Origin of the sequence: Chitinophaga pinensis DSM 2588, assembly GCF_000024005.1 — a bacterium.
Taxonomy (GTDB): domain Bacteria; phylum Bacteroidota; class Bacteroidia; order Chitinophagales; family Chitinophagaceae; genus Chitinophaga; species Chitinophaga pinensis.
On sequence record NC_013132.1, the window covers coordinates 2,133,184 to 2,159,355 of the forward strand.

The 26,172-nt window shown below is 44.2% G+C and carries 22 protein-coding genes and 1 tRNA gene; 13 read left to right on the forward strand and 10 right to left on the reverse strand.

Annotation, left to right across the window (positions count from 1 at the left end; all coding sequences use genetic code 11):
• The first annotated feature begins 387 nt into the window (after positions 1-387).
• Together CPIN_RS08855 and CPIN_RS08860 are read left to right on the forward strand one after the other, a co-directional pair.
• On the forward strand, positions 388-987 hold the full coding sequence (locus tag CPIN_RS08855; protein ID WP_012789430.1) for a Crp/Fnr family transcriptional regulator: 600 nt from the start codon (positions 388-390) through the stop codon (positions 985-987).
• Positions 988-1,070: 83 nt separating this feature from the next.
• On the forward strand, positions 1,071-1,823 hold the full coding sequence (locus CPIN_RS08860; RefSeq protein WP_012789431.1) for an SDR family NAD(P)-dependent oxidoreductase: 753 nt from the start codon (positions 1,071-1,073) through the stop codon (positions 1,821-1,823).
• A gap of 162 nt (positions 1,824-1,985) precedes the next feature.
• On the opposite strand, the gene CPIN_RS08865 is transcribed toward CPIN_RS08860, so the two are convergent.
• A complete protein-coding gene (locus CPIN_RS08865) occupies positions 1,986-2,516 on the reverse strand; it encodes a DinB family protein (RefSeq protein WP_012789432.1) in 531 nt (176 codons plus the stop codon).
• Between the two features lie 106 nt (positions 2,517-2,622).
• On the opposite strand from CPIN_RS08865, the gene CPIN_RS08870 reads away from it, so the two are divergent.
• Positions 2,623-3,285, forward strand: coding sequence for a hypothetical protein (locus CPIN_RS08870; protein ID WP_012789433.1), 663 nt, complete (start codon positions 2,623-2,625; stop codon positions 3,283-3,285).
• Between the two features lie 11 nt (positions 3,286-3,296).
• Here CPIN_RS08870 and CPIN_RS08875 read toward each other — a convergent pair whose 3' ends face one another.
• The gene (locus CPIN_RS08875) at positions 3,297-3,902 is read right to left on the reverse strand and encodes a class I SAM-dependent DNA methyltransferase (protein WP_012789434.1); all 606 of its coding nucleotides are present in this window, start codon (positions 3,900-3,902) and stop codon (positions 3,297-3,299) included.
• Between the two features lie 29 nt (positions 3,903-3,931).
• Positions 3,932-4,762: a hypothetical protein gene (locus CPIN_RS08880; protein WP_012789435.1), complete on the reverse strand. Its 831-nt coding sequence runs from the start codon at positions 4,760-4,762 to the stop codon at positions 3,932-3,934.
• A gap of 132 nt (positions 4,763-4,894) precedes the next feature.
• Here CPIN_RS08880 and CPIN_RS38930 point away from each other — a divergent pair, with 132 nt between their 5' ends.
• From CPIN_RS38930 to CPIN_RS08890, 3 genes are all read left to right on the forward strand, one after another.
• Positions 4,895-5,062, forward strand: a complete 168-nt coding sequence (locus CPIN_RS38930) for a hypothetical protein (RefSeq protein ID WP_012789436.1) — start codon at positions 4,895-4,897, stop codon at positions 5,060-5,062.
• 88 nt (positions 5,063-5,150) lie between these two features.
• Positions 5,151-6,029: a helix-turn-helix domain-containing protein gene (locus CPIN_RS36445; protein WP_012789437.1), complete on the forward strand. Its 879-nt coding sequence runs from the start codon at positions 5,151-5,153 to the stop codon at positions 6,027-6,029.
• A gap of 58 nt (positions 6,030-6,087) precedes the next feature.
• Positions 6,088-7,068, forward strand: coding sequence for a DMT family transporter (locus CPIN_RS08890; RefSeq protein ID WP_012789438.1), 981 nt, complete (start codon positions 6,088-6,090; stop codon positions 7,066-7,068).
• On the opposite strand, the gene CPIN_RS08895 is transcribed toward CPIN_RS08890, so the two are convergent.
• From CPIN_RS08895 to CPIN_RS08920, 6 genes are all read right to left on the reverse strand, one after another.
• Positions 7,049-7,951, reverse strand: coding sequence for a helix-turn-helix domain-containing protein (locus tag CPIN_RS08895; protein WP_012789439.1), 903 nt, complete (start codon positions 7,949-7,951; stop codon positions 7,049-7,051). The two genes, CPIN_RS08890 and CPIN_RS08895, sit on opposite strands and share 20 nt — an antisense overlap.
• A gap of 2 nt (positions 7,952-7,953) precedes the next feature.
• Positions 7,954-8,871, reverse strand: coding sequence for an SDR family oxidoreductase (locus tag CPIN_RS08900; RefSeq protein ID WP_012789440.1), 918 nt, complete (start codon positions 8,869-8,871; stop codon positions 7,954-7,956).
• Positions 8,872-8,950: 79 nt separating this feature from the next.
• Complete coding sequence (locus CPIN_RS08905) at positions 8,951-9,364, reverse strand: VOC family protein (RefSeq protein ID WP_012789441.1); 414 nt, start codon at positions 9,362-9,364, stop codon at positions 8,951-8,953.
• Between the two features lie 213 nt (positions 9,365-9,577).
• Positions 9,578-9,648 (reverse strand) — tRNA-Gln (locus CPIN_RS08910).
• A gap of 168 nt (positions 9,649-9,816) precedes the next feature.
• Positions 9,817-11,385, reverse strand: a complete 1,569-nt coding sequence (locus CPIN_RS08915; protein WP_044218183.1) for a S8 family peptidase — start codon at positions 11,383-11,385, stop codon at positions 9,817-9,819.
• Positions 11,386-11,667: 282 nt separating this feature from the next.
• Complete coding sequence (locus CPIN_RS08920) at positions 11,668-12,462, reverse strand: AraC family transcriptional regulator (protein WP_012789444.1); 795 nt, start codon at positions 12,460-12,462, stop codon at positions 11,668-11,670.
• Positions 12,463-12,595: 133 nt separating this feature from the next.
• Here CPIN_RS08920 and CPIN_RS08925 point away from each other — a divergent pair, with 133 nt between their 5' ends.
• The 3 genes from CPIN_RS08925 to CPIN_RS08935 are packed head-to-tail and all read left to right on the forward strand — an operon-like array spanning position 12,596 to position 16,552.
• On the forward strand, positions 12,596-13,891 hold the full coding sequence (locus CPIN_RS08925) for a TolC family protein (protein ID WP_044221142.1): 1,296 nt from the start codon (positions 12,596-12,598) through the stop codon (positions 13,889-13,891).
• A gap of 5 nt (positions 13,892-13,896) precedes the next feature.
• Entirely contained in the window at positions 13,897-14,964 is a 1,068-nt protein-coding gene (locus CPIN_RS08930; RefSeq protein WP_012789446.1) for an HlyD family secretion protein, read from the forward strand.
• On the forward strand, positions 14,957-16,552 hold the full coding sequence (locus CPIN_RS08935; RefSeq protein ID WP_012789447.1) for an MFS transporter: 1,596 nt from the start codon (positions 14,957-14,959) through the stop codon (positions 16,550-16,552). Before CPIN_RS08930 ends, CPIN_RS08935 begins: the two co-directional genes overlap by 8 nt.
• A 180-nt stretch (positions 16,553-16,732) precedes the next feature.
• On the opposite strand, the gene CPIN_RS08940 is transcribed toward CPIN_RS08935, so the two are convergent.
• Positions 16,733-18,244 carry a BT2802 family ribose utilization protein gene (locus CPIN_RS08940; RefSeq protein WP_012789448.1) on the reverse strand — a complete coding sequence of 504 codons (1,512 nt, stop codon included), beginning with the start codon at positions 18,242-18,244 and terminating at the stop codon, positions 16,733-16,735.
• An 842-nt stretch (positions 18,245-19,086) separates the two neighbouring features.
• On the opposite strand from CPIN_RS08940, the gene CPIN_RS08945 reads away from it, so the two are divergent.
• Genes CPIN_RS08945 through CPIN_RS08960 form a run of 4 tightly spaced genes read left to right on the forward strand, consistent with a single transcriptional unit; the run spans position 19,087 to position 26,153 of the window.
• On the forward strand, positions 19,087-21,987 hold the full coding sequence (locus CPIN_RS08945; protein ID WP_012789449.1) for a SusC/RagA family TonB-linked outer membrane protein: 2,901 nt from the start codon (positions 19,087-19,089) through the stop codon (positions 21,985-21,987).
• Positions 21,987-23,501 carry a RagB/SusD family nutrient uptake outer membrane protein gene (locus CPIN_RS08950; RefSeq protein ID WP_012789450.1) on the forward strand — a complete coding sequence of 505 codons (1,515 nt, stop codon included), beginning with the start codon at positions 21,987-21,989 and terminating at the stop codon, positions 23,499-23,501. The genes CPIN_RS08945 and CPIN_RS08950 overlap by 1 nt, the downstream gene beginning before the upstream one ends.
• Positions 23,502-23,518: 17 nt before the next feature.
• Positions 23,519-25,099 carry a glycoside hydrolase family 5 protein gene (locus tag CPIN_RS08955; RefSeq protein ID WP_012789451.1) on the forward strand — a complete coding sequence of 527 codons (1,581 nt, stop codon included), beginning with the start codon at positions 23,519-23,521 and terminating at the stop codon, positions 25,097-25,099.
• Between the two features lie 13 nt (positions 25,100-25,112).
• Positions 25,113-26,153: a DUF5007 domain-containing protein gene (locus CPIN_RS08960; protein WP_012789452.1), complete on the forward strand. Its 1,041-nt coding sequence runs from the start codon at positions 25,113-25,115 to the stop codon at positions 26,151-26,153.
• Positions 26,154-26,172 lie beyond the last annotated feature (19 nt).

Sequence of the window (26,172 nt, forward strand, 5' to 3'; positions counted from 1 at the left end):
GTGGAAAAATGAGACAATAGTTTCACCGGCAGGCATCACTCCTGCATATGAGTTGTTGTGATATGACATGTCAGTACACTACGCTGGACTATTGTCGCGTGGATTTCAGATAAGGCTTACACTAAATATTAAGGATTTCAATTTTTGAATTGGTTGATGTAATAGTTTATGGTCTTCTGAGTCGTTATTTGAGGTGCGGTCTGCAATTAAATATACAGATAATTCGGACAAGTAAATCAATTTACGGTGCTAAATATTTTACAATGAGATAGTTAGTATTAAGGTGTTTTTTAAATTGTTGAGAAGATTATATATGTAGCCTTGTTTTCCGCGAGTGGTTTAACTTAGAGGTATAATCGGACGTTTCGCTGAATTAAATTTATCACTATGAACGAGTTGGAAGTATTGAAGCAACATATCCTAAAACGGATGTTGCTGCCGGAGGATGAACTGAATGCATTTGTCGCAGCCTTTGCGGTAAAACGCATTAAGAAGCGGCAGTTTATTATCCAGCCTGAATTTACAGCCCGTGTTCGTACATATATTATTCAAGGCGCTTTCCGCTCTTATGTAGTTGGCCCTGATGGAGCTGAACATACGATACAGCTGGCGATAGACGACTGGTGGATCAGTGATTACAGCAGTTATATTTTCCAGAAGCCGGCTACAATGTTTGTGGTGGCATTACAGGATAGCATAGTGATGCAGATAGAATATGAAACAGAACAGCGTCTGAAACGTGAATATCATAATATTGAAACCTTCTTCCGGATTGCCGCAGAAGGTCTTGCCGCTTATCACCAGCGCAGGATCATAGCTTCATTGACACGCACTGCGGAAGAAAGATACAATGACTTCATAACTGCTTATCCGGGTATGTTGGAGCGGGTACCACAGTATGCGATCGCTTCTTATCTGGGAGTGACTACACAGTTTATTTCTAAGATCCGTAATAAAAAAGCGGCTTTCAAACCGTTAAAAAGTTAATCTAGGTTCATTGTTTTTTTTAATCTGCTTGATTTTTACACTGTTATTTCTGTGGGAGCTTTGTGGCAACAAAACAAAGAGATATGTCACAGAAATTAAAGAATAAGGTAGCGGTAATTACCGGAGGAAACAGCGGCATCGGTCTGGGTACAGCAAAGTTATTTGCACTGGAGGGCGCTAAAGTAGTGATCACAGGCCGTGATACGGAAACGATCAGCAGTGCAGTAGCTGAAATAGGAAATGACGCAACAGGTTTTGTTAGCGACGTTAGTGATATGAGCAGTTTCGCCCCACTCTTCCAACAGATAGGTGCTACACAGGGGAAAATAGATGTATTGGTAGTAAATGCAGGTACGATGCTGACAGCGCCAATAGCTGAGATGACAGAAGAGATATTCGACAAAGTAACGGATATCAATTATAAAGGGGCATTCTTCACCATAAAACATGCCTTGCCATATATGAATGAGGGCGCTTCTATTGTTATTACCACGTCTACGGTATCTGATAAAGCCTTCGTAGAAGGTAGCGCATATGTCGCTTCCAAAGCTGCAAAAAGAGCGCTGGTGAGAGTATTGGCAGCGGAACTGGCTGCCCGGAAAATAAGGGTGAATGCATTAGCGCCGGGATTTATCGACACGCCTTTTTTAGCCAAGTCTGGTTATACCCAGGAGTATGCAAATTCGGTACGCGGCTTTTTTGAAGGTGCAGTAGCGATGAAACGGGCTGGTACTGTAGAAGAAATGGCCAAAGGATTTTTGTTCCTTGCGTCTGATGACTCGTCTTATATGACAGGAGGGGAGTTGCTGATGGATGGTGGTTACAGGGATCTGTAAAGGTTACACTACATAAAAAGCAAAGGCAGGAATATTCCTGCCTTTGCTTTTTATCGTTATTTCTTAGTCATGGCGATCCTGATACCCATCAGGATATACACTGTCACTTTTTGAATTCAATACTGAATGCACCGGAGGCTGTTTTGTTGTTGTAAGTGTTAATTAACAAGTGAATAGGCGCATGTCTATCCGTTCTTTCTGCCGGAAATGATGCCGCATATGCATTTCCATAAATTGTACCCATTCAGCAGCGCTGAAATATAATAGTCCCGGATGCAAGGATTTTCCTGTTGCATTTAAAAGCGGTTGATCTTCAGCTGATTTATTCACATCTGCTTGTATCTGTAATAATGCCTGCCGCAGTTCCTCCTTGCTTTGTGGTTGTCTGATGGGGGTATTGGTAGCCGGTCCTTCGATCTGCATATCCGGAAAACTATTATGCAGGAACATTTGTCTGGCATTCGGGTGCATATCTTCCTTACTGTTATCCACATCCGACAAGGCCAGTTTCATTTGTGCTACCTGGTATTGTGTATCATCAATAATATGGATGTACACCTGACCGAGTGACCAGCTGTCTGGCAGGGGTTGCCGGTGTAACATCTCAAGAGTATAGTCGTCCAGGTAATTCACCCAGGTAGTAATGGTATGATTGAATCGCTCCAGAATCTCAGCAGGATCAAGTCTTTGCATAATGTGGATTTTTTTAATGGCTTAAATCATCCCGAATTTATATATTTATCCCTCCATAAACTCTATTGTAAGCCTCATTTTTTGAAATTCTAATTTAAGATATCTTATGGGACTAGACTGGCGTCCGTTGGGTAAACCCAAACCTGCATGTAAAGAGAGGTTTGATCAGCTTTTTCGTATACTCAATGGATCGGAACCTATACCTGTAATTCCTGGCACAAAGAAGCGATATTCAAGGGAAGCGTTGAAAGAAGAGTGGTTTGCGATACAGATACCTTCCTATGAAACTATCAAAGCGCCCATGGTGGGAAGAGATCCGGAAGCAGATGAGTGGGTAAAAGCACAGTACGAGGAAAGTGATAAATCTGACAGCCTGGAATTCTGGTATCAGCATTATAAAGGATATTATGTGATCGAGCTGGCGAAAGAGACAGACGGGGTGCCTGTATATGTATCTGAGATCCAGGATGAGAATGTGTTCAGGGGGAAATTTTTGACAACTTTCTGCAAAGAACTGATAGGGAAAGAATTATATGAGGCTGCCTGGGAAACCCACCTGGCAGATAGTACACTCCAGTATGGCGAACGGCTGCTGGAGGTAGCTGATCAACTGGCTGCAAAACATGATCTGTTGTATCTGAGAGAGCAGTATCTTCCACCGGATATAGAAGTAGGCTCATTGCCAAGTCAGGTACATATTCTGTATGCTGCCGCCCGTTGGTTGATCTTTTATGGCAGGAACGGTCATGGATTTGAGGCAGATGAGTGATCTGTCAGTGGTCAGGGAAGACTGAGTTGCGCTATCCACACGGTAGCATTACCACACTGCGGATCATTTTCCTGATAAGCGATTACCTGGAAATGATGCGCTTCCAATAAGGTCTGGTATTGATCACGGTTGAGTGAGGCATGGAATAAGTTTTCACCGCCGTTCATACCCCATGCTTCTCCATGTTCTGTGCCGGATGTGAATATCAATATTCCTTTGTCATGTAAATGGTCCTTAAAGACCTCGAACATAGCTGGTTGGTCTTCTGCAGGCAGATGAAAGAAGCTGTGCCAGGCAATGATGGCGTGGAATTTCCTGTTCAGCCGGAGCGTCCGCATGTCAGCCTGTATAAATACAGCGGATGGCAGGTTTTGTTTGGCGATTTCCAGTATACGATGACTGCCATCAATACCTGTCACTTGCAGTCCCTGGCCGATCAGATAATGCATCATCGGTTTACCCGTCCCGCAGCCCAGATCGAGTATATGAGCATCTTTACCTGTGAGTTGAATCAACTTATCCAGGTATGCTTTCTCCATCAATTCCTGAGGACGGTTGGCCGCAAACCAGTCCGCAATGATGTTGTATATTTTGAAAACATTTTTCTTCTCTTCCATATTACAAAGGTAAAGCTGTCCTGCCGATATTATCTCCAACCCGAAACCAGTAATCCTTGGGCCGCCTTCTCACTACATCGCTGGTATTTTGCATAAGCCTTCGCAGCACTGCCCCGTACATTTTCTACGGATTCATTCCTGACATAACTGCTTAATGCATCATGTAAGGTATATGCTTCCGGACACATCAAACCGGTCGTCCATACCAGGGGACGTGCCCGTGTAGCAACCAGGTGAGGACTGAAATAATCTCTGCTGATACAGGCCAGTATGATGGCATCTCTGCAGATGCTGTCTGTATTCACAAATCGCTCCTGCAAATTAAAATCCATCAGTCCGTCGTGACCAATGTAAGCCAGTAATCTTGCATTGCCATTGATCCCCAATGTTCTGTCTTTTACCTGTACCGTATCCTTGATAAGGCCGGCGCAACTGTTGAGAAAATCAACCGTACATTGCCGGATATATCGGCCATCATAAGCATCTGCTACGAGATAGTAAGGTTGTTGCACATGCCGGAAAATAAGACGTTCCAGGCGCAGACTGTCCATCCTGTATTTCCTGACCAGTGTCCACTCTTTGCTGTTTTTAAAGTAAGTACGGATACCATTGCCGCAGCCCCAGTACAGGTTCTTATCCGGGTCCTGGCCATTCCCTATTGCTTTAGGTACGGGAACAATGCCCTGGTTGTCATTGTCGCAGAGGGCGACGAAGACATGGATGTATTGATAAGATGCATCAAAAGCAGCATTGCGGACAGGAAGGGTGTCCGTAGACCGGGTGACGGCTGTGATGGGTTGCGGGGAAGTGCCTGACTGACAGGCGGCTACCAGCAGGGAAAACAATAGTAATCTGTTCAATGCCTTGGGTTTATATAGAGATGCGGGAGGAGGGAATTTCCATACCCGGAATAACGGCGCATGGCTGTTATTTAATAAATATTATTACTATTTTACCGGATGACAGTTGGTGGCAATTACATCTGATAATACATGTGGATACATAAAAATACTTTCGCAATCGGCGGACTTGAAAACGTGGGTTATGCACCGATGCAGGATCAGTTGTTGGTTTTATCTACGCAGGGAGAGGGAATATTTGATTGCATAAAAGGCGAAAAAATAGCCAGATATGAAAGCCAGGGGGATTGGTGGCGCTGAGCTGTGAGCTGGTGATTTACAGCAGGGTATAAGTAGTCTTAGGGAAGTTTTTTTTATCTTACACCAGTCCCATTTAAGCAGGGAGAATATGTTCGAGACAGACGATTTATCATTCAGAAGATCCCGTGATCTGCCTATCCAGGAACTGCTGGATGGAGAATATATGCGTATTGTCCGCTTACATAAAGACATCAACCATCTTTCCGTCATTCCCCATCGGCACGATCACTATGAACTGATGCTGGTAACCGCCGGTACGGGCACACATGCGATCAATTTCAAAAAATTCGGTATACAGCCAGGACGTCTGTACTTTATTCATCCCGGACAGGTACACCTGATAGCTCCTTTTGACCGTGACGGCTGGCTGATTATGTTTGGTGAAGAGCTATTCAAGAGATTCCTGAAGATTCATCCGCATGAAGATGGAAGAGGACTCCTGGATGCCTTTGCGTCCGGGCCTTATATCGATCTGCATCCGCAGTTATCATTGGTTACAGATTTCATCATAGAACAGCTCTGTATTGCTTTAACTGGTACCAAACCGGATGTGGATATTATCCTGCATTATGTCTCTTTATTGTTGCTGCAATACAATCAGCAGCACCAGCTGCAACATCCGCTTCCGCAGGCAAGTCTTGCACAGCGGGAGTTACTCCACAAGCTGAAACAACGGATTGAACGTAACTTCCGGCAGGAACACCAGGCGGCATTTTATGCAAATCATCTGCGGACTGATATCAAAAAATTAAATAACATCTGTCGGGCATCCACAGGACTGACCGTATTTGAATTGTTACAGGAACGCCTGGTCACGGAAAGTAAGATCCTGTTGCAGACGTCTGTACAAACAGTCAAGGAGATCAGTTATGACCTGGGTTTCAACGATCCTGCTTTCTTTGGCCGTTTCTTTAAAAAACATACCGGACTGACCCCTGCAGCTTTCCGGCAAAGCCGGTCCTTATAGGCCATAAATCACCCGAAAAGTACCATAAAAGGCTTGACTGCCCATCTAATTTTGTGGCATGTCTGAACAAAGAAAAGTTTTAAAGGCCATTTTATGGGGTATTACAGCCTCCCTCTTTTTGTCTTCGACCTTCATTATCAATAGTCTCATTTCCGGTGCAGGCGGTCACTGGGCATGGACAGCAGCATTACGTAGCTTGTTTCTCATTCCTATCCTGGGGCTTGTGGTATTCCTGGCAGGACAACTGAAATCAACACTATCTGCTATCAGACAAGCACCTGTCATCTTTATCAAATGGGGTGTTATCGGCTTTGGTTGTCTGTACACATTGCTGGCGGTAGCATCCTTATGGTCGCCAGGATGGATGGTCGCTGCTACCTTTCAGGTCAATATTCTGGCAGGGATTTTACTGGCTCCGCTTATCTATCCCGATCAACGGAAGGTGATACCCAAAAAAGCATTGATCATCTCTATCGTGATATTATCAGGGGTATTTATCATGCAACTGGAAAAACTCACGCAATTACATTCCCTGGGAAATACCATTTTAAGCATTTTAACGGTGATAGCCGGGGCGATCGTATGGCCATTGGGTAATCGCAGGTTAATGGTAGATCTTGAGCAAAAAGGGCTTCATTTAGACGCTTTACAGCGGGTGTTGGGGATGAGTATCGGCTGTTTGCCTTTACTGGTCATATTGAGCGTAATTGGCTTTGCTAAAAGCGGGTTACCGACACTGGTGCAGTGTGAATCGTCTTTTCTGTCTGCTTTGTTTTCAGGATTCCTCGGAGGTGTAGGCTTTTATCAGGCTACACAGATTGTGAGCAAAAATACAGTAGCGCTTGCGGCAATAGAGGCGACACAGGCGTTTGAAATCTTGTTTACACTGATTGGTGAGATGGTGTTAAAAGGGGCCGGTTTTCCGGGCGTATATGCACAAATCGGCTTTTGTGTGGTACTGGCGGGTATCAGTGTACATTTCCGGAATACCTGGAAACAGGCGGCATATCAGCCGGCGCCTATTGAAAAGACTTTCTGAATGCAACAGGAGAAAGATTGGTTTTTGTCTTGAATAGTTTGCTGAATGACTGTGGATGTTCAAAGCCCAGTTGATAAGCAATCTCACTGACTGAAAGTGTGGTTGTTGATAACTGCTCTTTTGCTTTTTCAATCAGTTTCTGGTGAATATGCTGTTGTGTATTGAGTCCTGTTAAGGTCTTCAGCATACTGCTCAGATAATCAGGAGAAACATGTAAGGCTTCTGCTACATGGGTCACTGTCGGTAGTCCGGTTTCTTCATCTAGATATCGCTGCAATATGTCCTCCAGTTTGTCCAGCAACTGATGATGGGAGATGCGCCTTGTCAGAAATTGTCTTCTGTAAAACCGTTCCGAATAGTTGAACAGGGACTCCATGTGGGAGATAATAATATCATGACTGAGCTGGTCAATATTCGCGTGATATTCCTGGTCAATATTGGTAATGATTTGCCGGATGGTGATCTCTTCTTTTTCAGAAAGAAACAGGGCTTCATTAACGGCGTAGTCAAAAAACTCATATTGCCTGATCTTCTTTGCCAGGGGTGTATTCCATAGAAAATCAGGATGCAGCAGGAGCATCCATCCGGACGGATGCCCTTCGACGGGCCCCTCCATCTCAAAGCCAAGCAATTGCCCCGGACCTGTAAAAGACAAAATCCCCTCGTCAAAGTCATACTCCTTTTGTCCGTACCGGACCTTGATATTACCGGCAAATCCTTTTTTCAGGGCGATCATATAAAAGTCGGTAACTATCAGTTTAGGTCCCCTGGGAATTTCCGTCAGACTTCCGATATCAATCACACTGATCAGCGGATGCTGAGTTTTAGGCAGCCCTCTTAGCTGCAAAAACTCAGCAATTGTTTTTACTCTGTAGGGTTGCATACTCAAATGTACTTCTTTGCAAATTCCTTGACAAAATCGGTCAGTTTCACCTTTCCTAATACCGGTCTGTGGCGGTCATACTGCGCGAGTATGGTACCGTCGTGAATAGCTGCCTGCATCTTTACAAGGTCTGAAGCCAATCCTTCCGGTAGTCCTGCCATCTTATATCCCTGTAACATCTGTTTATCTGAAATCCTGATCCATTTCATCCAGGGCTTTCCTATTGCTGATCCGAAAATAGCAGCCGCCTCATTACAGGTCAGATCATCACTGCCTACATACCTTACTTTCAAACCGCTGACAGGTGTGTCAAACTCCTCAGCCGCTGCTGCCGCTATATCCTCCGGTGCTACGAGTACGATTCGGTCGTCAGCGCCATAGTTCCCTATCAATAAACCTCTTCTTCCAAACAATGCCCTGATACCGTATGCGCGTAGACCCATGACTAAGCCCATCGTTCCTTTCCCGCGCATCATATCCATCATCTGATAGAAGTTAGTATAGAAAATGGAAGGGCGGAGTTCAGAGATGGCGACACCTTCCAGTTCTTTTTGTACAGCGTTTAAACCATGTCCTGCGATTTCAGCTGCCCATCCTGTCAGAAATATCGCTTTTTTGATACCATTCTGCCGGATCGCCTGTACGTAATTACCTAGGATCTGCTTCATGTGTGCATCCTGATCTGCTATTGAAAAATCGAACGGAATCATGCAATAGACGGCTTCAGCTCCGCTAAACGCTGTATTGACAAACATGGTATCGGAGAGTGAACCGATAGCCGCCTTTGCGCCTGATTGCTCAATTTCCTGCTGCTTTGCCGGATTACTGCTAATAATGGTCACGGAATGACCTTTTTTTATCAACGCTATGCTAAGCGGTTTGCTGATGTTCCCCAGAGAACCTGTGATAACTATTTTCATACACCAAAGGTACCTATGGGGTGGTGGAGGGGCTTAGTCAAATCCGGCAGGTTTGTAACCGTTTCCTTGTAGTTGTCAGTTATATATTCAGTCCTTTGTTATTTTTATTGGGCTCCAGCAGGTCCCACCGGTTCCCATAGAGGTCTTCAAAAACGGCTACCATCCCATATGCTTCTTGTTTTGGCGGCCTGATAAAATGAATTTGTCGTGCAATCATGGTGTTGTAATCGCGCCAGAAATCATCGGTAAATAAAAACAGGAATACCCGTCCACCGGTTTGGTTGCCGATACTTGCGGCTTGTTGTTCATTGGCTGCTTTAGCCAGCAACAAACTACATTCCCCGGCGCCGGGAGGCGCTACTATTACCCATCTTTTTCCATCGACCTGTGGAGTGTCTTCAATAAGGGTAAAACCCAGTTTCTCTGTGTAAAATTGAATGGCTTCATCATACTCTTTTACTACCAAGGCAATATGTGCTATTCGCTGTTGCATAACTGCTATTTCTTCTTAGAGGTGATGTGAAGCCGGATTAAGACAGGCTTATGCTTAAAATTAGCACTTCTGTGTTGAACTTTTATGCTGAGAGGAGCATTTCGAATCTCTCCCTTTAGTGTTCTTATTTTCTAAAAGCAGGTTTTTTTAGGGCTTTGGTGTAGGGGTAGAAAGCAAAAAACCGCTACAAGTAACTTGTAGCGGCTTCTTTTGTTGCCTGACCTGGATTCGAACCAAGACAAACAGAGTCAGAGTCTGTCGTACTACCGTTATACTATCAGGCAAGGTAGTTTTTGTTTCCCTCTTTCGCTTTGCGTGTTTGGGATGGCAAAATTATGCAAATCTTCATAACTTCCAAAAAAATCTATAAAAAATTTATAAATCACTGAAAATGAAAAAAGTAGTTCCGCAAAGGCGAAACTACTTCTATTGGAAATCGGAGATTGATTGTCTTATTTGTAAGTGGCAGCCCGTTCCAATGCTTTGTAAGCATTTACCACACCACCTGTACGACACAGGTCCGTCATCTGTACAGATTTAGGCTGGTCTTCTACCATAATGGTCACCGGATGCTCAACTTTCACCACAGATTTCAGGATGATATCCTTTACCTGAACTGCGCTCAGTTTTGGATAATAAGAGCGGATCAGGGCTGCCAGACCAGCTACAACAGGCGCTGCCATACTGGTACCATCATGATATTCGTAGTGAGAACCCGGAGTGGAAGAGTAGATACCAACACCTGGTGCAAAAACATCCACGTTTATTTTACCGTAATTAGAGAAAGGTGCAGCCAGTGTTTCATTATCTTCCGGACCAGAAGCGCCTACCTCGATCCATGCAGTAGCGGTGTCACCGTTCTGGTATACACGGCTTGGATAGTTAGGCGTAACGTCATTGTTTTCTGCATCGTTACCTGCGGCATGTACCAGCAGTACGTCTTTGGAGATAGCGTATTTTACCGCTTCATCTACTACATCCTTGTTAGGAGAATAAGACTTGCCGAAGCTCATATTGATCACTTTAGCGCCATTATCTGTTGCATAACGGATCGCGTTTGCTACGTCTTTATCTCTTTCGTCACCATTCGGTACAGCTCTTACTGACATGATACGTACGTTGTCAGCAATACCGTCAATACCCAGGTTGTTATTTCTGCCAGCGCCGATGATACCTGCTACGTGTGTACCGTGATCTGCATCCGGACCGGTAGCATCACCGGAACCATAATATCTTTCTGTTGCATTGCTATAGTCGTCGCCAACTATCGCACGAGGATCATAATCCAGGTTCAGGGAGTAGTCTACCTGCTCTTTATAGTGTTTTACAGCAGCATCCAGTTCTGTCGTCCTGAAGGTCTTGAAATCAGGATAACGGTCCAGTTGTGCGGAGATTACCTGTTTGATCTGTCCTTCTGCAGGATTCTGCGGTGTATAAGCCTGTAATTCTGCAGCTGTCGGGTTAGGGTTGCCTAACTTCACCAGCATGGTATCGAGCATCTCTACAAAACGGCTGATCCCTACCAGTGTCTGCTGTGCTTCGGATAATTTCAGATCGTATTTGTTCTTCAGTATTTTATACTGGTACAGTCCGGCAGTATCTTTTGATACACTGTTCAGACTGCCGAATTGTTTCTGTTGTTGACGGATGATACGGGTCAGCTCCAGGTTGTCAAAGTCAACATTACCTTTAGGAGAGCCGATGAAGTTCCATCCATAAATATCGTCAGCATAATGGTTTTTATCGTCATCCTTGCCATTTCCTCTCTTCTCTTTAGCATTAATCCAGAGGATGCTTTTCAGGTCTTCATGCGTAGTGTCAATACCACTGTCGATGACTGCCACAACTACTGTTCTTGACTTTTTGCCGTTCAGCAGATCTGAATAAGCTTTTTCAGCACTGATACCAAATACTGAATCTTTCTGAAGATCCATGCTCTGCCAGTTATGTTTCTGTGCATCCGCAACGAATCCTGACAATAATAATGTGGCAATGACTGCCGCTGGCTTACAAATATTCATGTGATAAAAATTCATTGATCAGCTGTAGTCCTGTTCTGTGTATGACTAGCTGGGGTTGGTTTATTGAATTGTGTGTTAAATAAATGCTACATCCAATCCTGAGTGCTCTGACCCGTGCTCCTGACGGAATTACTGTTCCGCAAGGTAAAGTTTTAATGGCATTGAAAAATGTTAAAAGTTGTCAGGCGGTCACAGATTTATTCAATTGGATTAACAAAAAAACTGTAAACGGCATGTTATAGCGTTAATATTGTATTGAAATGTGGGAATTTGTAGCCTGTATCAATGCACATCCTGCTGGAAGCTGGATGGCCGCTTATTGGTCAGCTGGTAGAAAACCTTACTGAAAGCAGCAATACTACTGTACCCCGTCTGATACGCGATCTCGCTTAATGTCTGGTTCGTTTGCAGGATCATTTCAATGCCTCTTACCACCCTTAAAGTCTGCAGGTATTGCACAAAAGACATATCCAGAATATTGGTGAAAAGCCGTGATAAAGTACGTGGACTCAGATCAAACTGACTGCTGACGCTTTCCAGTGTCAGCTGCTGATCGAAGCTTTGTGCGATATACTGTAATACCGGCCGTAAACGCTCGTGTTGTGTAGTAGGTAATGCAACAGGTAAGGCGCTCGTACTGATGTCAGGTAAAATATCCTTGATCGAACTTAGAAAACGGAATCCGGGATCTCCCGGTAACACATGTCTTTCCCAACGGGCAGAATAATTGATCATTTCCAGTAAGAGATCATTCACCGGATAGATGCCCAGTTTGTTATAAAACGGGGTAAGATGATCGTCCTGACTGTAGAAATAAAGGTTCCTGGTAGTAGTAGACTTGGAATGCCTGATCTGCATATAATGCTCCTGTTGTTTAGGAATCCATATATAATGTCGTGCAGGTATTACATAGGATTTGTCAGGCATGTTACAGAATGCGATACCTCCCTCTACATAGGTCAGTTGTCCTTTTATATGCGAGTGCATAGAAAACTTACGCTCAACCTTTTCATGCATCACATATACTGAGTCCGGATGTACATCTATTTCGTTCAGATAGTCTGCCAATAAGTGCATAGTGTCAAATGGCTTGAATGGACAAATAATTGGCAATTTAGATAAAAGCGTTCATATCTCCTCACAGTACCTTTGCATCAGAACAAAGATTATGTGTACTGATATAAGAAAGGTGGTGTTGATGCTACCTTTTATGTTTTTGACAATGTGCGTAACGGCACAACAACCTCATGACACTACCAAACCGTTACATCTTACACTGGTGCAGATATGGGAACAGGCAGAACTGAACAACAAAAGGATAGCTATGTCCCGTTTGCGCGTGGAAAGTAGTGAAGAAGCATTGAAAGATGCGAAGGCGGAACGTCTGCCTGAAATCAATGCTGCCGGCGCTTATGCCCGTGTGACAAATATGCCTGTCTACGAAGATGGCCTCTTTCATACACCAGATCAGTTTCCCGTATTGCACAACTTTTACAAAGTAGGCGGAGAAGCTTATTTCAACATTTATAATGGCAATAAAACGAATCTTGAAATTAAGAAGGGAGCAACGGAACATGCAATAGCAGAAGAACAAAAGAACCTGACCGTATCAGAAGTAAAATTCAATGCGGCGGTCTGTTACCTGGATCTGGCACGCAGTTGCCGGTTTAAAGAACTGATAGCAAAGGACATTGAAGAACAGGAAAGGCAACTCGTCCACATCCAGGAATTACAGAAAAATGGCGTTGTGCTGAAAAGCGATGTACTGAGAGCTACACTGAAATTATCCCGTCAGAAGATGGGCATGATACAGATAGAAAATGACATCGCTATCGCAAGTCAGAAACTGGATTTAATGATCGGCATAGATGAACATGTACTGATTCAGCCGGATAGCTCAATGACAACAGATCTTGCTGTACCGGGTACTTACGATGACTACCTGGTAGCTGCCGCGGAACATGCGCATGAATACAGGATTTCAGAACGGGAAACCGCATTGAAAGAACTGTCACTGAAACAGGTGAAAGCGAATGTCGCCCCCAGGATAGGTCTGTTTGCAGAGTACAACTGGTCCTACCCGCAGATCCAGTTTTATCCTTATGGCGACGCCGTGTACGGATTAGGTATGTATGGTGTGAAAGCTTCTTTCCCGATATCCTCCTTCTATCACAATAAACACAAGGAAAAAGCAGCAAAACTGCAACTGGAAAGACAGGAAGTTGAGCATAAAGAAACAGGCGACGTTGTAAGACAACAGGTCAACGAAGCTTACCTGCGTTATAAGGAAGCGCTTACCCGTATTGATGTGGCAGAAACCAATATCAAACAGGCAACAGAGAACCTCAGGATTGTAAATAATACCTATTTCAACCAGCTCTCCCTTGTTACAGATCTTTTAGATGCAGATACACAAATGCTGCAAACAAAATTTGACCTGGTATCAGCCAATATCGCTGCCCGCGTCAGATATTACCAGTTACAAAAAGTTATAGGCAATTTATAATTAGTATGACAGCTAAGAAGAACAACCATGCCCGCACAGACAGATTAATTACCACCATCACCGGATGGGCAGCAGGTGTTATCCTGATAGCGCTGGCTATATGGGGAATAAGTACATTATTCGAACTGCGTAAATATGAAGAAACAAACGATGCGCAGGTAGAAGAATATATCAACCCGGTCACCGCAAGAGTGACAGGTTATATCAGCAGGATCAATTACGAAGAGAACCAGGATGTGAAGAAAGGAGATACCCTGCTTATCATTGACGATAGCGAATACCAGCTGCAGCAACAGGAAGCAAATGCCGCCCTGTTGAATGCACAGGCACAGGTACAGGTCCTGGAAAGTAACGTAAATACGACTGCAAAGAATGCGAATGTAACGGAAGCACAGATCGCCGCTGCAAAAGCGAAACTCTGGAAACAACAGCAGGAATATGACCGTTACCAGAAGTTGTATGACGCAGAATCTGCTACAAAACAACAACTGGAAAATGTTGAAACAGCTTTGAATGTCGCGAAAGCAGACTACCAGACTGTTATCAATAACTACGATGCTGCCGTATCAAAAATCAACGATATCAAATCCCAGAAGGCAGTACTGGCTGCTGAAATAGAACGCAGACAGGCCATGCTTGGACGTAATAAACTGGATGTTTCCTATACGGTTATCCGTGCGCCATATGACGGGAAAATGGGACGCCGTACTATCCAGGAAGGACAATTGATCCAGGCTGGACAAACGCTTGCATTTATCGTTAACCAGGCTACCGGAAAATGGATCATTGCCAACTTCAAAGAAACACAGGTCAGTCATATGCATATCGGACAGACGGCCGATATTGAGATTGACGCTTTTCCCGGTAAGACCTTCAACGGTACGATAGAATCCTTATCACCCGCTACAGGTTCAAGGTTTTCATTATTACCTCCCGATAACTCATCAGGCAACTTCGTGAAAATCGTACAACGTATTCCTGTACGTATTAAACTCACCAGCAACGTAACTGAAACAGCTTTACTCCGTGCCGGTATGAATGCGACTGTAGCAATCAGTAAGAAAAATGGCTAATAGTACTCCCATATTCAAACCATGGGCCTCTGAATGGCTGATCAGGATCGTGATATTCCTGAACCTGATGCCATCTATGCTGATGTTTGGTATCTCTACCGCAAGCGGATCCAATGCCGCAGGTTACTACGGTATAGAACCAGCAGATGTACAGTACTCTATGGTGTTGTTTTATGCGTCGCTGGCAGGCTTCTTTGCGTTGGAAAGAAGATTCTTCATTTATATTGCCAGTAAGGAATACCTGCTCATTGGCGTAATTATACAGATAGTCACTTCCTACGGATGTTTTGTTACACGCGATCTTTATGTATTGTTACCGCTCCGTTTCATTCAGGGGATGGCCAACTGTATCACCACCAGTGTTTGTATAACGCTTGTATTCAGCCGGTTGAGAACGAACCGTGCCCGTGAGGTCGGTTATTCACTGTTCTATGGTGTGTTGCTGGGTATTACGGCTTTTACCACATTGGTTACAGCGCCGATCATAGATGCGTTTGACTTCAACGTATTGTATAAGTGGATGATTTTTACCTACATCCCTGGCGCAATATTACTGGTCATTATCATGAACAGGATCCGCCTGAACAGGAAAATACCTTTGTATCAGCTGGATTGGGCCAGTTATGTGGTATATACCACCATGCTCTGTTTAATCGGATATATCCTTTTATATGGGCAACAGTATTACTGGTTGCAGGATGAACGTATTATGGCGGCGAGCATTGCGGCAGTTGTGCTACTGCTTATCCACATTATCAGGCAACGGTCTTTGAAAAGACCTTATCTCAGTCTGGACGTATTCCGTTATCGTAACTATGTCATCGGGGTAAGCCTTATTACGGTACTATATGTTTGCAGAGGTGCTTTTAATATCACTACGAACTATTTTATAACGGTCCTGGGACTGGATCCGAGACACTTGTCTTACATCTTACTGGCGAACATCGCCGGTATCATATTAGGGGTGCTTTACTCTTCCAGGTGGATATTGATGAAGCGTTCCGTAAGATGGATCTGGATGGCCGGCTTCTCATTGTTACTGATATTTCATCTGTGGATGCACGCTCTGTTTGCCACACAGGCAGATGTACCCACTTTTATCATACCATTGATCTTACAGGGTATAGGTGTGGGCCTTTTGATGGCGCCCATGATTATTTATACCATTTCTTCAGTGCCCGCGCATCTGGGCGGTACTGCTTCCGCAACAGGGGTATTATTCCGTTTTACAGGTTTCTGTATCTCCATTGCGTTGATCAATTACTTTCAACTGTTTTCCAGAAAAGTTCACTACAACCGTTTTCTGGACCTGGTCACCTCGCTGGATCCCTTAGTGACAGCCAAGCTGGTAAACTACAAAACGGCTGTTGCTGCAAAAGGGCTTCCGGCCGATCAGGCAGCAAAGATTGCCAACGGACTACTATATCGCTCTGCCGATATGCAGGCGCAGATAAGATACTCCATGGACTATTACTACCTGATCAGCTGTGCATTAGTAGTGATCATACTGCTGATTGCCTTTGTGCCTTATCTGAACAGAACAGTGATCAATCTGAGAAATAATCAGCCTGCGCCGGCGTCGTATTAAATTAGGAATTAGCAATTAGGAATTAAGAATTAGAATGCAGCGGAGATGATGTGGATGGTATAATACAATTTGCTTAGCTGTCAATGTGTATATAGAGGGAAAAGAAGCGCTTCATTGCCGAAGCGCTTCTCATTTATGTTAGTTTGAAGAAAATTATTCTTAATTCTTAATTCTTAATTCTTAATTCTTAATTTTTTCCTGCAACACTGTTCCGAGCGATTTTCTCTTCAACTTTGCTTCTATCCATGCACTGAAGTCAAACAATTTCAGCTGCTGCCGCTCATATTTATCCGCTCTTATCTTATCAAAACTGGCGTTCATCTTCTTCCATAAGGCGGTACGAAAAGCAGTAACTGCCGGTATTTCTCCGCTTCCCAGGAACTTGATAACGGTACGTTCCAGCATATAAGAGCGTCTGGCATCTGGTTGTAAATGCCGGCGAAAAGCCCTGGTTTCATAGCGGATGTATTCAAAGTTGCCCAGCTCATATTGTATCAGCAGGTGCACCAGCCGGCAGGTACGATAAATAGGTAATGTGCTGTACAGATTACTTTGCAGTACCTGTTCAAGACTGTTATGTGCATTGTTGATATCTTCATTACCCAGATAGATCAGCGCCATATAGAGGTATATTTCGGCCTGCTTGCTGATATCCATTAGAGAGATGTTCTTTTGGATTGTAGGCGCGTATTGTTGCAGCAATTTTAAAGCAAAGCCAAAGTCGCCACTGTCGATATAGGCCCCGGATTCATAGATGAAGAGTAATCTTTGTTGCATGATCTCAAAATAGACCCCATCACTTTTGAGACGTTTTATCTTATCAATAAAAGAGAACAGTTCTTCATAATGTTTCCCGGCACGCAGACTATCCAGTATCCCTTCTATAATAAGCAGGTGATCAGCAGGGGTGTCTTCAAAAAGTGCCGGATGCGTTTCCAGTAATTGATTCAGCTGATGAAATACCTGTAATGCAGCCGGGTGATCGCTGGTAGCAAGATGATAGTGTGCCTGGAACAGCAGGTGCGTCTTCAGACTGGTCGTAGATTCAGGTACCGGAGCGGGCATCTCTGCATGTAACATATCTACAGATTCCTGTTGACGAATAGTACGTGCACTGCCTCTGTATAGCAGTGTATGCCGCAAAGTTTCGTATAGTGTTGTCTGTTTCCGTATCTGCTGCATGTCATCCAGGGTATGCTGGATATCCGACTGCTTATGGGAAAGCTCTTCGGCGGTGATACCCGAAAAGTTCAGCTGCTGCAGGAGTTGGATCTCCTGTTGCTGCGCCCATAACAATAACAACTGCTTTTCATTGGCAGTAGCCGTCGTCTGTATTTTTTGTAATTGTTTCAATGCCTCTTCATGCAGGGAACGTTCAAACAGAATATCGCATTTTAATATACCCGCAGTCAGCATAGCGGTAGACTGCTTCTGCAGCCGCAGATGCAGCAGGCAATCCAGCAAAACTTTATAGAGATACTTACTACATACATCATAACTACATCCCGCATACTGTTGTTGAAAAGCGAGCTTTACTTCCGCTGTACTTTTGAATGATTGGTGTTCCATGAGGTCAAACAGATTCACATAATCCTTATTGCCTTGCTGGAGCGCAGTATACATACGGAAATACCTTTTTTCAGCCTTGGTAAGTGTATTTATAAGTCTGCTAAGCATGTCAGCTTTAGCCATAGTCCTAACGGTTTAAATTTATAAGGCCCCCAAACTTTCCATTTTTTCAATAACAGATCTTGGTTGATATGGGACAAAATAAGTTAAATAACGAATAGTAAGTAATGCACCACCAGATGTCGTATTTATGCTTTCAGATTATCTGAAATGTATGTATATTATATTTTATTTATCTGGTCTGTGTGATATTAACTATCTGATTTCTAATTATTAATATGTTTGGTAGTAGTGTGGAAAAGTGACGCCATATGAATTGGGAATGTCTATTCTTTATAAAAAAAGGTTAAAAAGTTATCATACGGCTCATTATATTTGAATCGTAATGAAGGCACAAATGCAAACAGCATTGTCCGGTATGTTATAAATTCCCGTTAGCGAGCCCTGATGAAATTGAAGAAGTTTAGTTAATCGCATTATATTCAACCTAATAATCACCGTAGAAAAATTGTAGCAGGATCTAAAAATTTGAATTAACAGGAGTATAAGTAACCAGCAACTTCGCAAAGCATCAACAGCCAAAATCATTTTTTTCTAAAACCTAAACACTTTTTTATTTGATGAAAAGCACTAGCTAAAACGTTTTATACAACAGTTAGGAGATACTATCCCAATGCAGAAAAACTGCATCATCATCTATTTCACGTTATAGTTTCCACGGGTCCGGAGCGTATTGTTCACCCTGATCTCTAGTATAAATACCTCTTTTAGCAAATGCTATGGAAGCCTCAATGACTTTGGTTGTGCGCTTCCGGTAATTCCAGTATATAAATACATGATGTAATCGATTACTCAGCGTGATGCGCTGATGTGATCAACTCTGCCTGTCTTAAATTATTTACCTTATGCGTGTACTCGTACGGATCTTCATTTCGTGCCTGGCACTGTATTGCCCAAACCTTTTGTCAGGGCAGGATACAGCGAAATTACACAGACCGGAGGTCCGTGTAACAAAGGCCGATTCTATTTCAGTGGAACGTGAAAATGTTTATCCATATTCCTCTCTGCATCAGTTGCTGAAAGGCAATGCAGCCGGTGTATATATACAGGAACCAAGTGGAGAACAGGGGGGCTACAGCGGTATAGCACTAAGAGGTACTGCTATCCCTTTTATCAGCAGTAAAGATATTTATGAGTCGCAACCTACAGTTATACTCGATGGTATTCCATTGATCATGGACCATCCCTTTACTTTTGATATCCAGCTGTTTGGTTATAATCACCTGGGGCCTGCTACCAATCTGCTTTCAACCATAGATCTGAATAATATCGAAAAGATCGAAGTGGTAAAGGATTTTGGTCACGCGGCAATGTATGGCCCGCGTGCAGTGAATGGCGGCGTCATATTACTTACTACAAAAGCACCGGTTGTCGGTCGCCGGAGAATAAGTTTTAACACCTATTTCGGTATGGTGCAACGTCCGCATATCTACACCACCAACGCCAAATTTGAAAACGAATTCCGGCAGCGTTTCTATGATAAATATGCAACTACTGAACAGTTGCAGACATACCCGCTTTACCTGCGCGATTCCACTAATAACGCCTACTACGGCCCATCCGACTGGACAGACCTCTACTTCAAAAACAGGCCGGTATATGGTGTGAATGCCAGTCTTTCCAGTGGAACTGACCGCGCTAATTTTATGTTTGCAGCAGGTAACCAGCGTTCTGCCAATACAGCGGATAACAGCAAGATGGATCGCTATAACGCGATGTTTGAAATTAACATGGTGCCACTGAAAGGATTGACAATATCCTCAATGATCAGTGCCTCCCGTCTTGAAAGAACCCGTAGCTCCTGGTTACGCGACCGCTTCGCGGAAATGCAATATCTACCTGATCTCAGTAGTCCGCTGCCACCCAATAAGAACTACTATGGCCAGTACCTGAATGAGTTTCAGAAGTCATTCGATGATAATAAAACCAACGAGGTAAATGGTTACTTTAAAGTGAACGTCAAACTGGGTGATAGCTGGCAGATAAATTCCATGTTCGGATTTGACTATAACGAAGGACTCCGCGATCTCTTCTATCCCAGTACACTGCTGGAAAAGGTGAACTACCTGTCCAACTATTTCGGATATAATCAACGGGTATTCTTCAATAACAATATCCAGTACAATCATACCTTCAATGAGAAACACCGCATCAGCGTAGAAGCAGGTGAAGGTTTTCAGGCAGATTATCACCGGTACAACTATGCATACGCATACAAAGGCCCGAATGACCTGATCCGTATTAATCTGCTGCACTCCGATATCCTCAAATCAGAGTACCTTTCTCCTAAATCCTTCGACCATGCGCTGATATTCTCTTTCCTGGATAAACAGCGTGCGCGTTTGTTGTCATTCTATGGCCGTGCTGCTTACTCCTACAATGATCAACTGGACGTATCCGTATTGTTCCGCGCCGATGGTTCTTCCAGTGCGCAGCCTGACAACTGGTGGTTATACACACCTACAGTCACCGCAGGTGTGAATATCAAGAACATCTGGCTGAAAGAACAAAATAGCATCAATGCCCTGAAACTACAGGCCAGCTGGGGAAGAATCGGCAGGCTCATGCCGGATGACCGCTTTGGAGAAGGCTCGCAGTACACTTCGGATATGTCTTTCAGCAACAACCCGGTTCGTTTTTCCTATAACGGTTTCCCGGGCATCAGCAGGGCTTATTCCTCCGGATATATCGGCTATGGTATTACCTGGCCATATGCAGATCAGCTGAATGTAAATCTGACAGGCGCATTCCTGAACAACAGGCTGCAGGTCTCCCTGGATCTCTACAATAAGGAAGACCACAACATGCTGCTCGGCGTACCATTCGCTGCTGAATATGGGTACAACTTCCGCTATAAGAACGGTATGGACGTTCGTAACCGTGGTATCGATCTGGGTGTAAAAGCCAGCGTATTACCCGCAACCAGCGCTTTACAATGGATACCAGGTATTACGCTCAACTATAATAAAAACACTTTACTCGCTTTGCCTGACGGCAGGGATGAACTGGTCGTAGCCAATGGCAGCAAATTATTGCGTGTAGGTCATGCGATCGATCAGTACTGGGTACTGGAAAACGATGGTATCTATAATCGCGATGGTGAAATTCCTGTCAGTGCAGAAGGGAAAAGACTGAATTATAAAGGTATCGCTTTACAGGCAGGTGATCCCCGCTGGAAAGACAGGAACGGCGATTATATCATTGACGACAAGGACAAAGTATTGAAAGGACACGTATTACCAGTGCTTTCCGGTGGTTTTAACAGTGATTTCTACTGGCGTGGCTTTAGCCTGGGATTCTCTTTCTACTATACCCTGGGCCGTAAGGTAATGAATGCCGAAGTGGCTGACCGTTTCGACTTCATTAATAAAGAAGGTAAGATAGATATGAGTGCTGTAAAGGAGATCACCTTCTGGAGCAAAGTAGGTAACTATGACAAATATCCCCTGTATAATCCCTGGAGCACGGTGGATGCCTACCGTATTGACCAGGACCTCTTCCTGGAAAATGGTTCCTTCCTGAAACTGCGCAACCTCTCGCTGCAATATGATCTGACCACCGCTAAATGGTGGAATAAAAAGGGAAAGATCAATGGACTGGCTATCTACGCTACCGCTACTAACCTGTTTACCATCACACCTTATACCGGTGGTGATCCGGAACTGGTAGACTTCAATGGCTTTGATACCGGTTATTCATTACCGCTTTCCAGGACTTACACCATAGGACTTAAAATGGATCTCTGATGAAACGTTTACTGCTTATAACAATATGTTGTTGCACGACTGTGCTGACAGGATGTAACAAGTTGCTCGATATTAACTCTTCTCATGCAGTATCAGAGGAAAACTTCTGGAACTCGCATGAGGATACCCGTACGGCGCTTATCGGCGTATACGGACTCTTACGTGCCGCTATGGCGGACAATAACGCCTGGTGGATGTATGGGGAATTCCGTAAAGGAGACTTCTTCGCCATCCAAAGACAGGATATGAAGGCACTTATCCGTAATGACCTGCGGGCAGCTTATCCTTTGCTGGAACAACTCTCTAACTGGCGTCGCTTCTATGCAGTGATCAATGCGGCGAATATGTTCCTTGAACACGTTGGTGAGGTAAAAGCACGCGATCCTAAATATTCAGACGAGAATATGCGGGTAGACATCGCACAGATGCGTTGTATACGTGCCTATGTTTATTTCTTCCTTGTATCCGTATGGGGGGATGTACCCCTGATCACCGCTTCTCATGACGGTGAGTTTGCCAACAAGGCAAGAGAAAGCAAAGAAAATGTACTGGCATTTGTAGAAAAGGAACTGGTACAGTCAGCGGCTGATCTGCCTTATAAATATAGCGCCAACGATCCACAGCAATCCGGTAGTTACTATAACGAAACCGATACCCGCTGGTCAGGTGTACTGGCGCGTAAACACACTGCCTACGCTATTCTGGCCCATGTGGCAGCCTGGCAGGGTAAGTATGTGGATGCATCCGTATACGCACAGTTTGTACTGGATAATTACTCAAAAGGCGGCAGCTATTACATCAACACAGACGAACTGGTTAACAGCAACGGTTTTTTCAAATGGAAAAAGGACAATCACATCCTGGCATTCAACTTCGACTGGGGCCATGTGGATGCTACTTTCTCCGGTCACCTGGAAGAACTGACCCTGGCAGCACCGGTTGTGAATAAAGCCCTGCCGGATATCTATGTTCCAAAAGATACGATTCTGTCCGTCTTTGACCGGCCATCTGACGAGCGGTTTAGTCTGGATACGCTCACTGGCGTACCTACATCCCAACGCTACTTTGCCAATTTCAACAGCCAGATTCCCATTTTCAATAAAATAAAAGTGATCCAGGATGGTAATACGTCAGATCCTTCCTTCAGGATCTATTCCAGCACCATCATCATTACCCGCCTGGAAAACATTGCCCTGTTACAGGCAGAATCACTGGCCGTAATCGGCGAACAGCAAAGGGCCATTGACCTGCTGAATACGATCAGAGATCTGCGTAAGATCAAAAGATATGATGCCGCCACAGAAGGTGATCTGATTGACGCCATTTTCAGGGAACGTCGTAAAGAACTGATGGGAGAGGGCTGGCGCTGGTTTGACCTGATCCGCTATAACAAGATCAAACAGAATGATCCTGCCTTTATGGAACTGATTGCCAAAGGTGGTATCTATTGGCCCGTGGCAGAAGATGTTATAAAACAGAACCCATTGATCACCCAGAATCCTTATTGGCAATGATTAAAAAAATGAAACACATGCTGAACATTCAGCAACTGCTTGCGCTGTGTATCTGTGTCGTGCTGCTCTATGGCGGATGCAAAAAGGACAGTGGGTACTATGGTTATCAGAATCAGTTACAGGAATTTGATGGCACTACCTACGATTTCCTGAAAAATGAACACCAGTACGATTCCTTCCTGCTGGCAGTAGAAAGGGTGCACCTGACTGATACGCTGAAGAATGGTTTATATACCGTATTCGCACCTACTGACGCCAGTTTCAAACAGGCTATTGAAAATATGAATACCCTGCGTACTATACAGGGAAGAGCACATATGTATATCAATACCGTTCCCTATGAACAGCTCGATACCCTGGTATGCCGGTATTTTGTAAGAGATACTTTTTCCTCACACGTGATGACTTTACAGGATGGTCTCGGACTGACGACTATCCGCTACAACTACCCAATGCATGGTAAGTTCAAACGTACAGATGCAGAAGGCCATGTCAGTGGCGGTCCCGGCGTCATCACCTACAGTGATACCAAAGGCGTAATCTATACGAATCGCTGGAGCAACGCGACGACCGTAGCCCTCGATATCGTTACGAAGAATGGTTATGTCAACGTGCTGGAAAAGGATCACATGTTTGGATTTGATGAATTCATCCCAAGAATGAATCCAACGGTTTCTTCTCCCTGGAATGATTATCCTTTCTATATACCTGGTGTAGTCGGATTAGAACAATACAACCGTGGCGGTAACAAAGTCGCCTACCTGGACTTCTCCCTGAACAACCAGGGTGGCCAGTATCGCCCTGCTGATCAGGTGGATATTACAACTGCCGGTGAAGGTGGCCTGAAGGTGGGATGGACAGAAACGGGAGAGTGGATGGATTACACTGTAGAAGTAACGCAAACTGGTGAATACGATATGACCTTACGTTACGGTAGCGGAGGTGATGACGGTCGTGTACACCTGGAAATGGATGGTCGTCCGGTAGTAGGTAGCTCCGTTGTTATGCCTGGTTCCGGCGGCTATGATAACTTCCGGGATATTACTACTACTGTTCAGCTGACAGCCGGCCGGCATCTGATGAAGGTCTATTTTGACTTTGCCAACTTCGATCTGCGCTTCCTCAAATTTGTCATTAAGAATGCTCCCATGCCTATACCTGGCGTCATCGCCCTGGAAGACTACGATCCAGGTGGGGAAGGTGTTGGCTACCATGATACCAATACGAGGAATGAAGGTAATAAGTACAGACAATCGGAAGGGATAGATATTGACTTCGCCAAGAATGAAGGTGGTGGTTACCAGGTAGGATGGAACTCTACCGGCGAATGGATGAACTATACTGTCAATGTAAAAGAAACAGGTTCCTACAACACATTTATACTCGTCGGTTCTGAAGGTACGAACGGCATCTTCCACCTGGAATTTGACGGCAAAGATGTGACCGGACAGTTAAAGGTGCCTAATACCGGTGGATACCACAAACGACAGACTATAGCCACCAGTGTATTCCTCACCAAAGGTGTACATGTCATGCGCTTTTTTGTTGACCACGATGGCTTCGATGTGAAGTCTGTCACTTTCCGGCCTTTAAACTAAAATATCAAGACCCATGCGAAAAAGCTTATTATTTTTATCCTTGCTCCTGTTGCTTTTCGCCTGCCGGAAATGGGCGGCAGACGATCTCGACTTCCTTAGCAAACGGGCTGTATACAATCAGAAAGTATTTGCTCCCATTCTGGGCAGGACAACTCTGTACTCCCAGATCTTCAATACAGATAATTCAACTACACCGATCAGTTTCCGTATCCTCAATGTGCGGTACAAAAGAGATGGTAAGGCTGCCAGCGATTTCGATCAACAGACGGATGTGCTGGTCTGGAAGTCCGCTTATACCGGGGAGGAAAAGTCACTGGCAGAAATAGAAAATAAACGTGCTGTAGAACGTCATTCCATATTTGAAATCAGACCAACCTCCGGTGACTTTGTACTGTGGGCTGAAGCCATTCAGTCGAATATGCGTCATCAACCTGACTCAGGTTACCTGTTTGATGTGGAAGCGACCAATTCCGGTGGCACGAACACCTATAAAGATCTTTCGCTGATGCCGATGCGGGAACAGCCATATGCGCCTTATGAATATGATGCAGTTACAGGTATACACCGGGCTAATTTCCCCAACCCTAATGATTCATCTGTATTTGAACTGATCTACAATCATCCGGGCGTATATAACATGGTGGATGATGACACCAACCTTGATCTGAAAGGCGATAGTGTAAGGGTCTTCTTCAATAAAAAAGGGAATGGTAACTCGCTGTCATTCAAGTTTATGGATAAAGACTCATTGCCAATTGATCCTGCGAAATTTAACCTCACTCCCTGGGATTCCCTGATGCATGGTTTTGATAAGAAGATCACGACAACAGAGGTTACTTATCAGGTCGCATATCCAATACCTGCAATGCGGTTTAGAACCAGGTATACCAACGGGGACGGCTCACAGGCTTATGTGAAATTCAGTTTTACCCGTGTGGCATTTGGTAATATCCGCCAGACAGGTGTACTGGACCTCAACTTCAATATTTATCAGAAAGGCGACTGGGAAATTATCTTCTATTTCAGGAACAATCCCCGGTTCAGGGATGAATGAGTTATCAACACAAAAATCT

What these genes read in the sequence shown, in the direction of transcription:
- CPIN_RS08945 (WP_012789449.1), top strand. Translation starts at nt 19,087, where the DNA reads ATGCGTGTACTCGTACGGATCTTCATTTCGTGCCTGGCACTGTATTGC.
- CPIN_RS08950 (WP_012789450.1), top strand. Translation starts at nt 21,987, where the DNA reads ATGAAACGTTTACTGCTTATAACAATATGTTGTTGCACGACTGTGCTG.
- CPIN_RS08855 (WP_012789430.1), top strand. Translation starts at nt 388, where the DNA reads ATGAACGAGTTGGAAGTATTGAAGCAACATATCCTAAAACGGATGTTG.
- CPIN_RS08925 (WP_044221142.1), top strand. Translation starts at nt 12,596, where the DNA reads ATGTTTTTGACAATGTGCGTAACGGCACAACAACCTCATGACACTACC.
- CPIN_RS08920 (WP_012789444.1), bottom strand. Translation starts at nt 12,462, where the DNA reads ATGCACTTATTGGCAGACTATCTGAACGAAATAGATGTACATCCGGAC.
- CPIN_RS08905 (WP_012789441.1), bottom strand. Translation starts at nt 9,364, where the DNA reads ATGCAACAGCGAATAGCACATATTGCCTTGGTAGTAAAAGAGTATGAT.
- CPIN_RS08890 (WP_012789438.1), top strand. Translation starts at nt 6,088, where the DNA reads ATGTCTGAACAAAGAAAAGTTTTAAAGGCCATTTTATGGGGTATTACA.
- CPIN_RS36445 (WP_012789437.1), top strand. Translation starts at nt 5,151, where the DNA reads ATGTTCGAGACAGACGATTTATCATTCAGAAGATCCCGTGATCTGCCT.
- CPIN_RS08955 (WP_012789451.1), top strand. Translation starts at nt 23,519, where the DNA reads ATGCTGAACATTCAGCAACTGCTTGCGCTGTGTATCTGTGTCGTGCTG.
- CPIN_RS08940 (WP_012789448.1), bottom strand. Translation starts at nt 18,244, where the DNA reads ATGGCTAAAGCTGACATGCTTAGCAGACTTATAAATACACTTACCAAG.
- CPIN_RS08895 (WP_012789439.1), bottom strand. Translation starts at nt 7,951, where the DNA reads ATGCAACCCTACAGAGTAAAAACAATTGCTGAGTTTTTGCAGCTAAGA.
- CPIN_RS08870 (WP_012789433.1), top strand. Translation starts at nt 2,623, where the DNA reads ATGGGACTAGACTGGCGTCCGTTGGGTAAACCCAAACCTGCATGTAAA.
- CPIN_RS08875 (WP_012789434.1), bottom strand. Translation starts at nt 3,902, where the DNA reads ATGGAAGAGAAGAAAAATGTTTTCAAAATATACAACATCATTGCGGAC.
- CPIN_RS38930 (WP_012789436.1), top strand. Translation starts at nt 4,895, where the DNA reads ATGTGGATACATAAAAATACTTTCGCAATCGGCGGACTTGAAAACGTG.
- CPIN_RS08865 (WP_012789432.1), bottom strand. Translation starts at nt 2,516, where the DNA reads ATGCAAAGACTTGATCCTGCTGAGATTCTGGAGCGATTCAATCATACC.
- CPIN_RS08930 (WP_012789446.1), top strand. Translation starts at nt 13,897, where the DNA reads ATGACAGCTAAGAAGAACAACCATGCCCGCACAGACAGATTAATTACC.
- CPIN_RS08900 (WP_012789440.1), bottom strand. Translation starts at nt 8,871, where the DNA reads ATGAAAATAGTTATCACAGGTTCTCTGGGGAACATCAGCAAACCGCTT.
- CPIN_RS08935 (WP_012789447.1), top strand. Translation starts at nt 14,957, where the DNA reads ATGGCTAATAGTACTCCCATATTCAAACCATGGGCCTCTGAATGGCTG.
- CPIN_RS08915 (WP_044218183.1), bottom strand. Translation starts at nt 11,385, where the DNA reads ATGAATATTTGTAAGCCAGCGGCAGTCATTGCCACATTATTATTGTCA.
- CPIN_RS08960 (WP_012789452.1), top strand. Translation starts at nt 25,113, where the DNA reads ATGCGAAAAAGCTTATTATTTTTATCCTTGCTCCTGTTGCTTTTCGCC.
- CPIN_RS08860 (WP_012789431.1), top strand. Translation starts at nt 1,071, where the DNA reads ATGTCACAGAAATTAAAGAATAAGGTAGCGGTAATTACCGGAGGAAAC.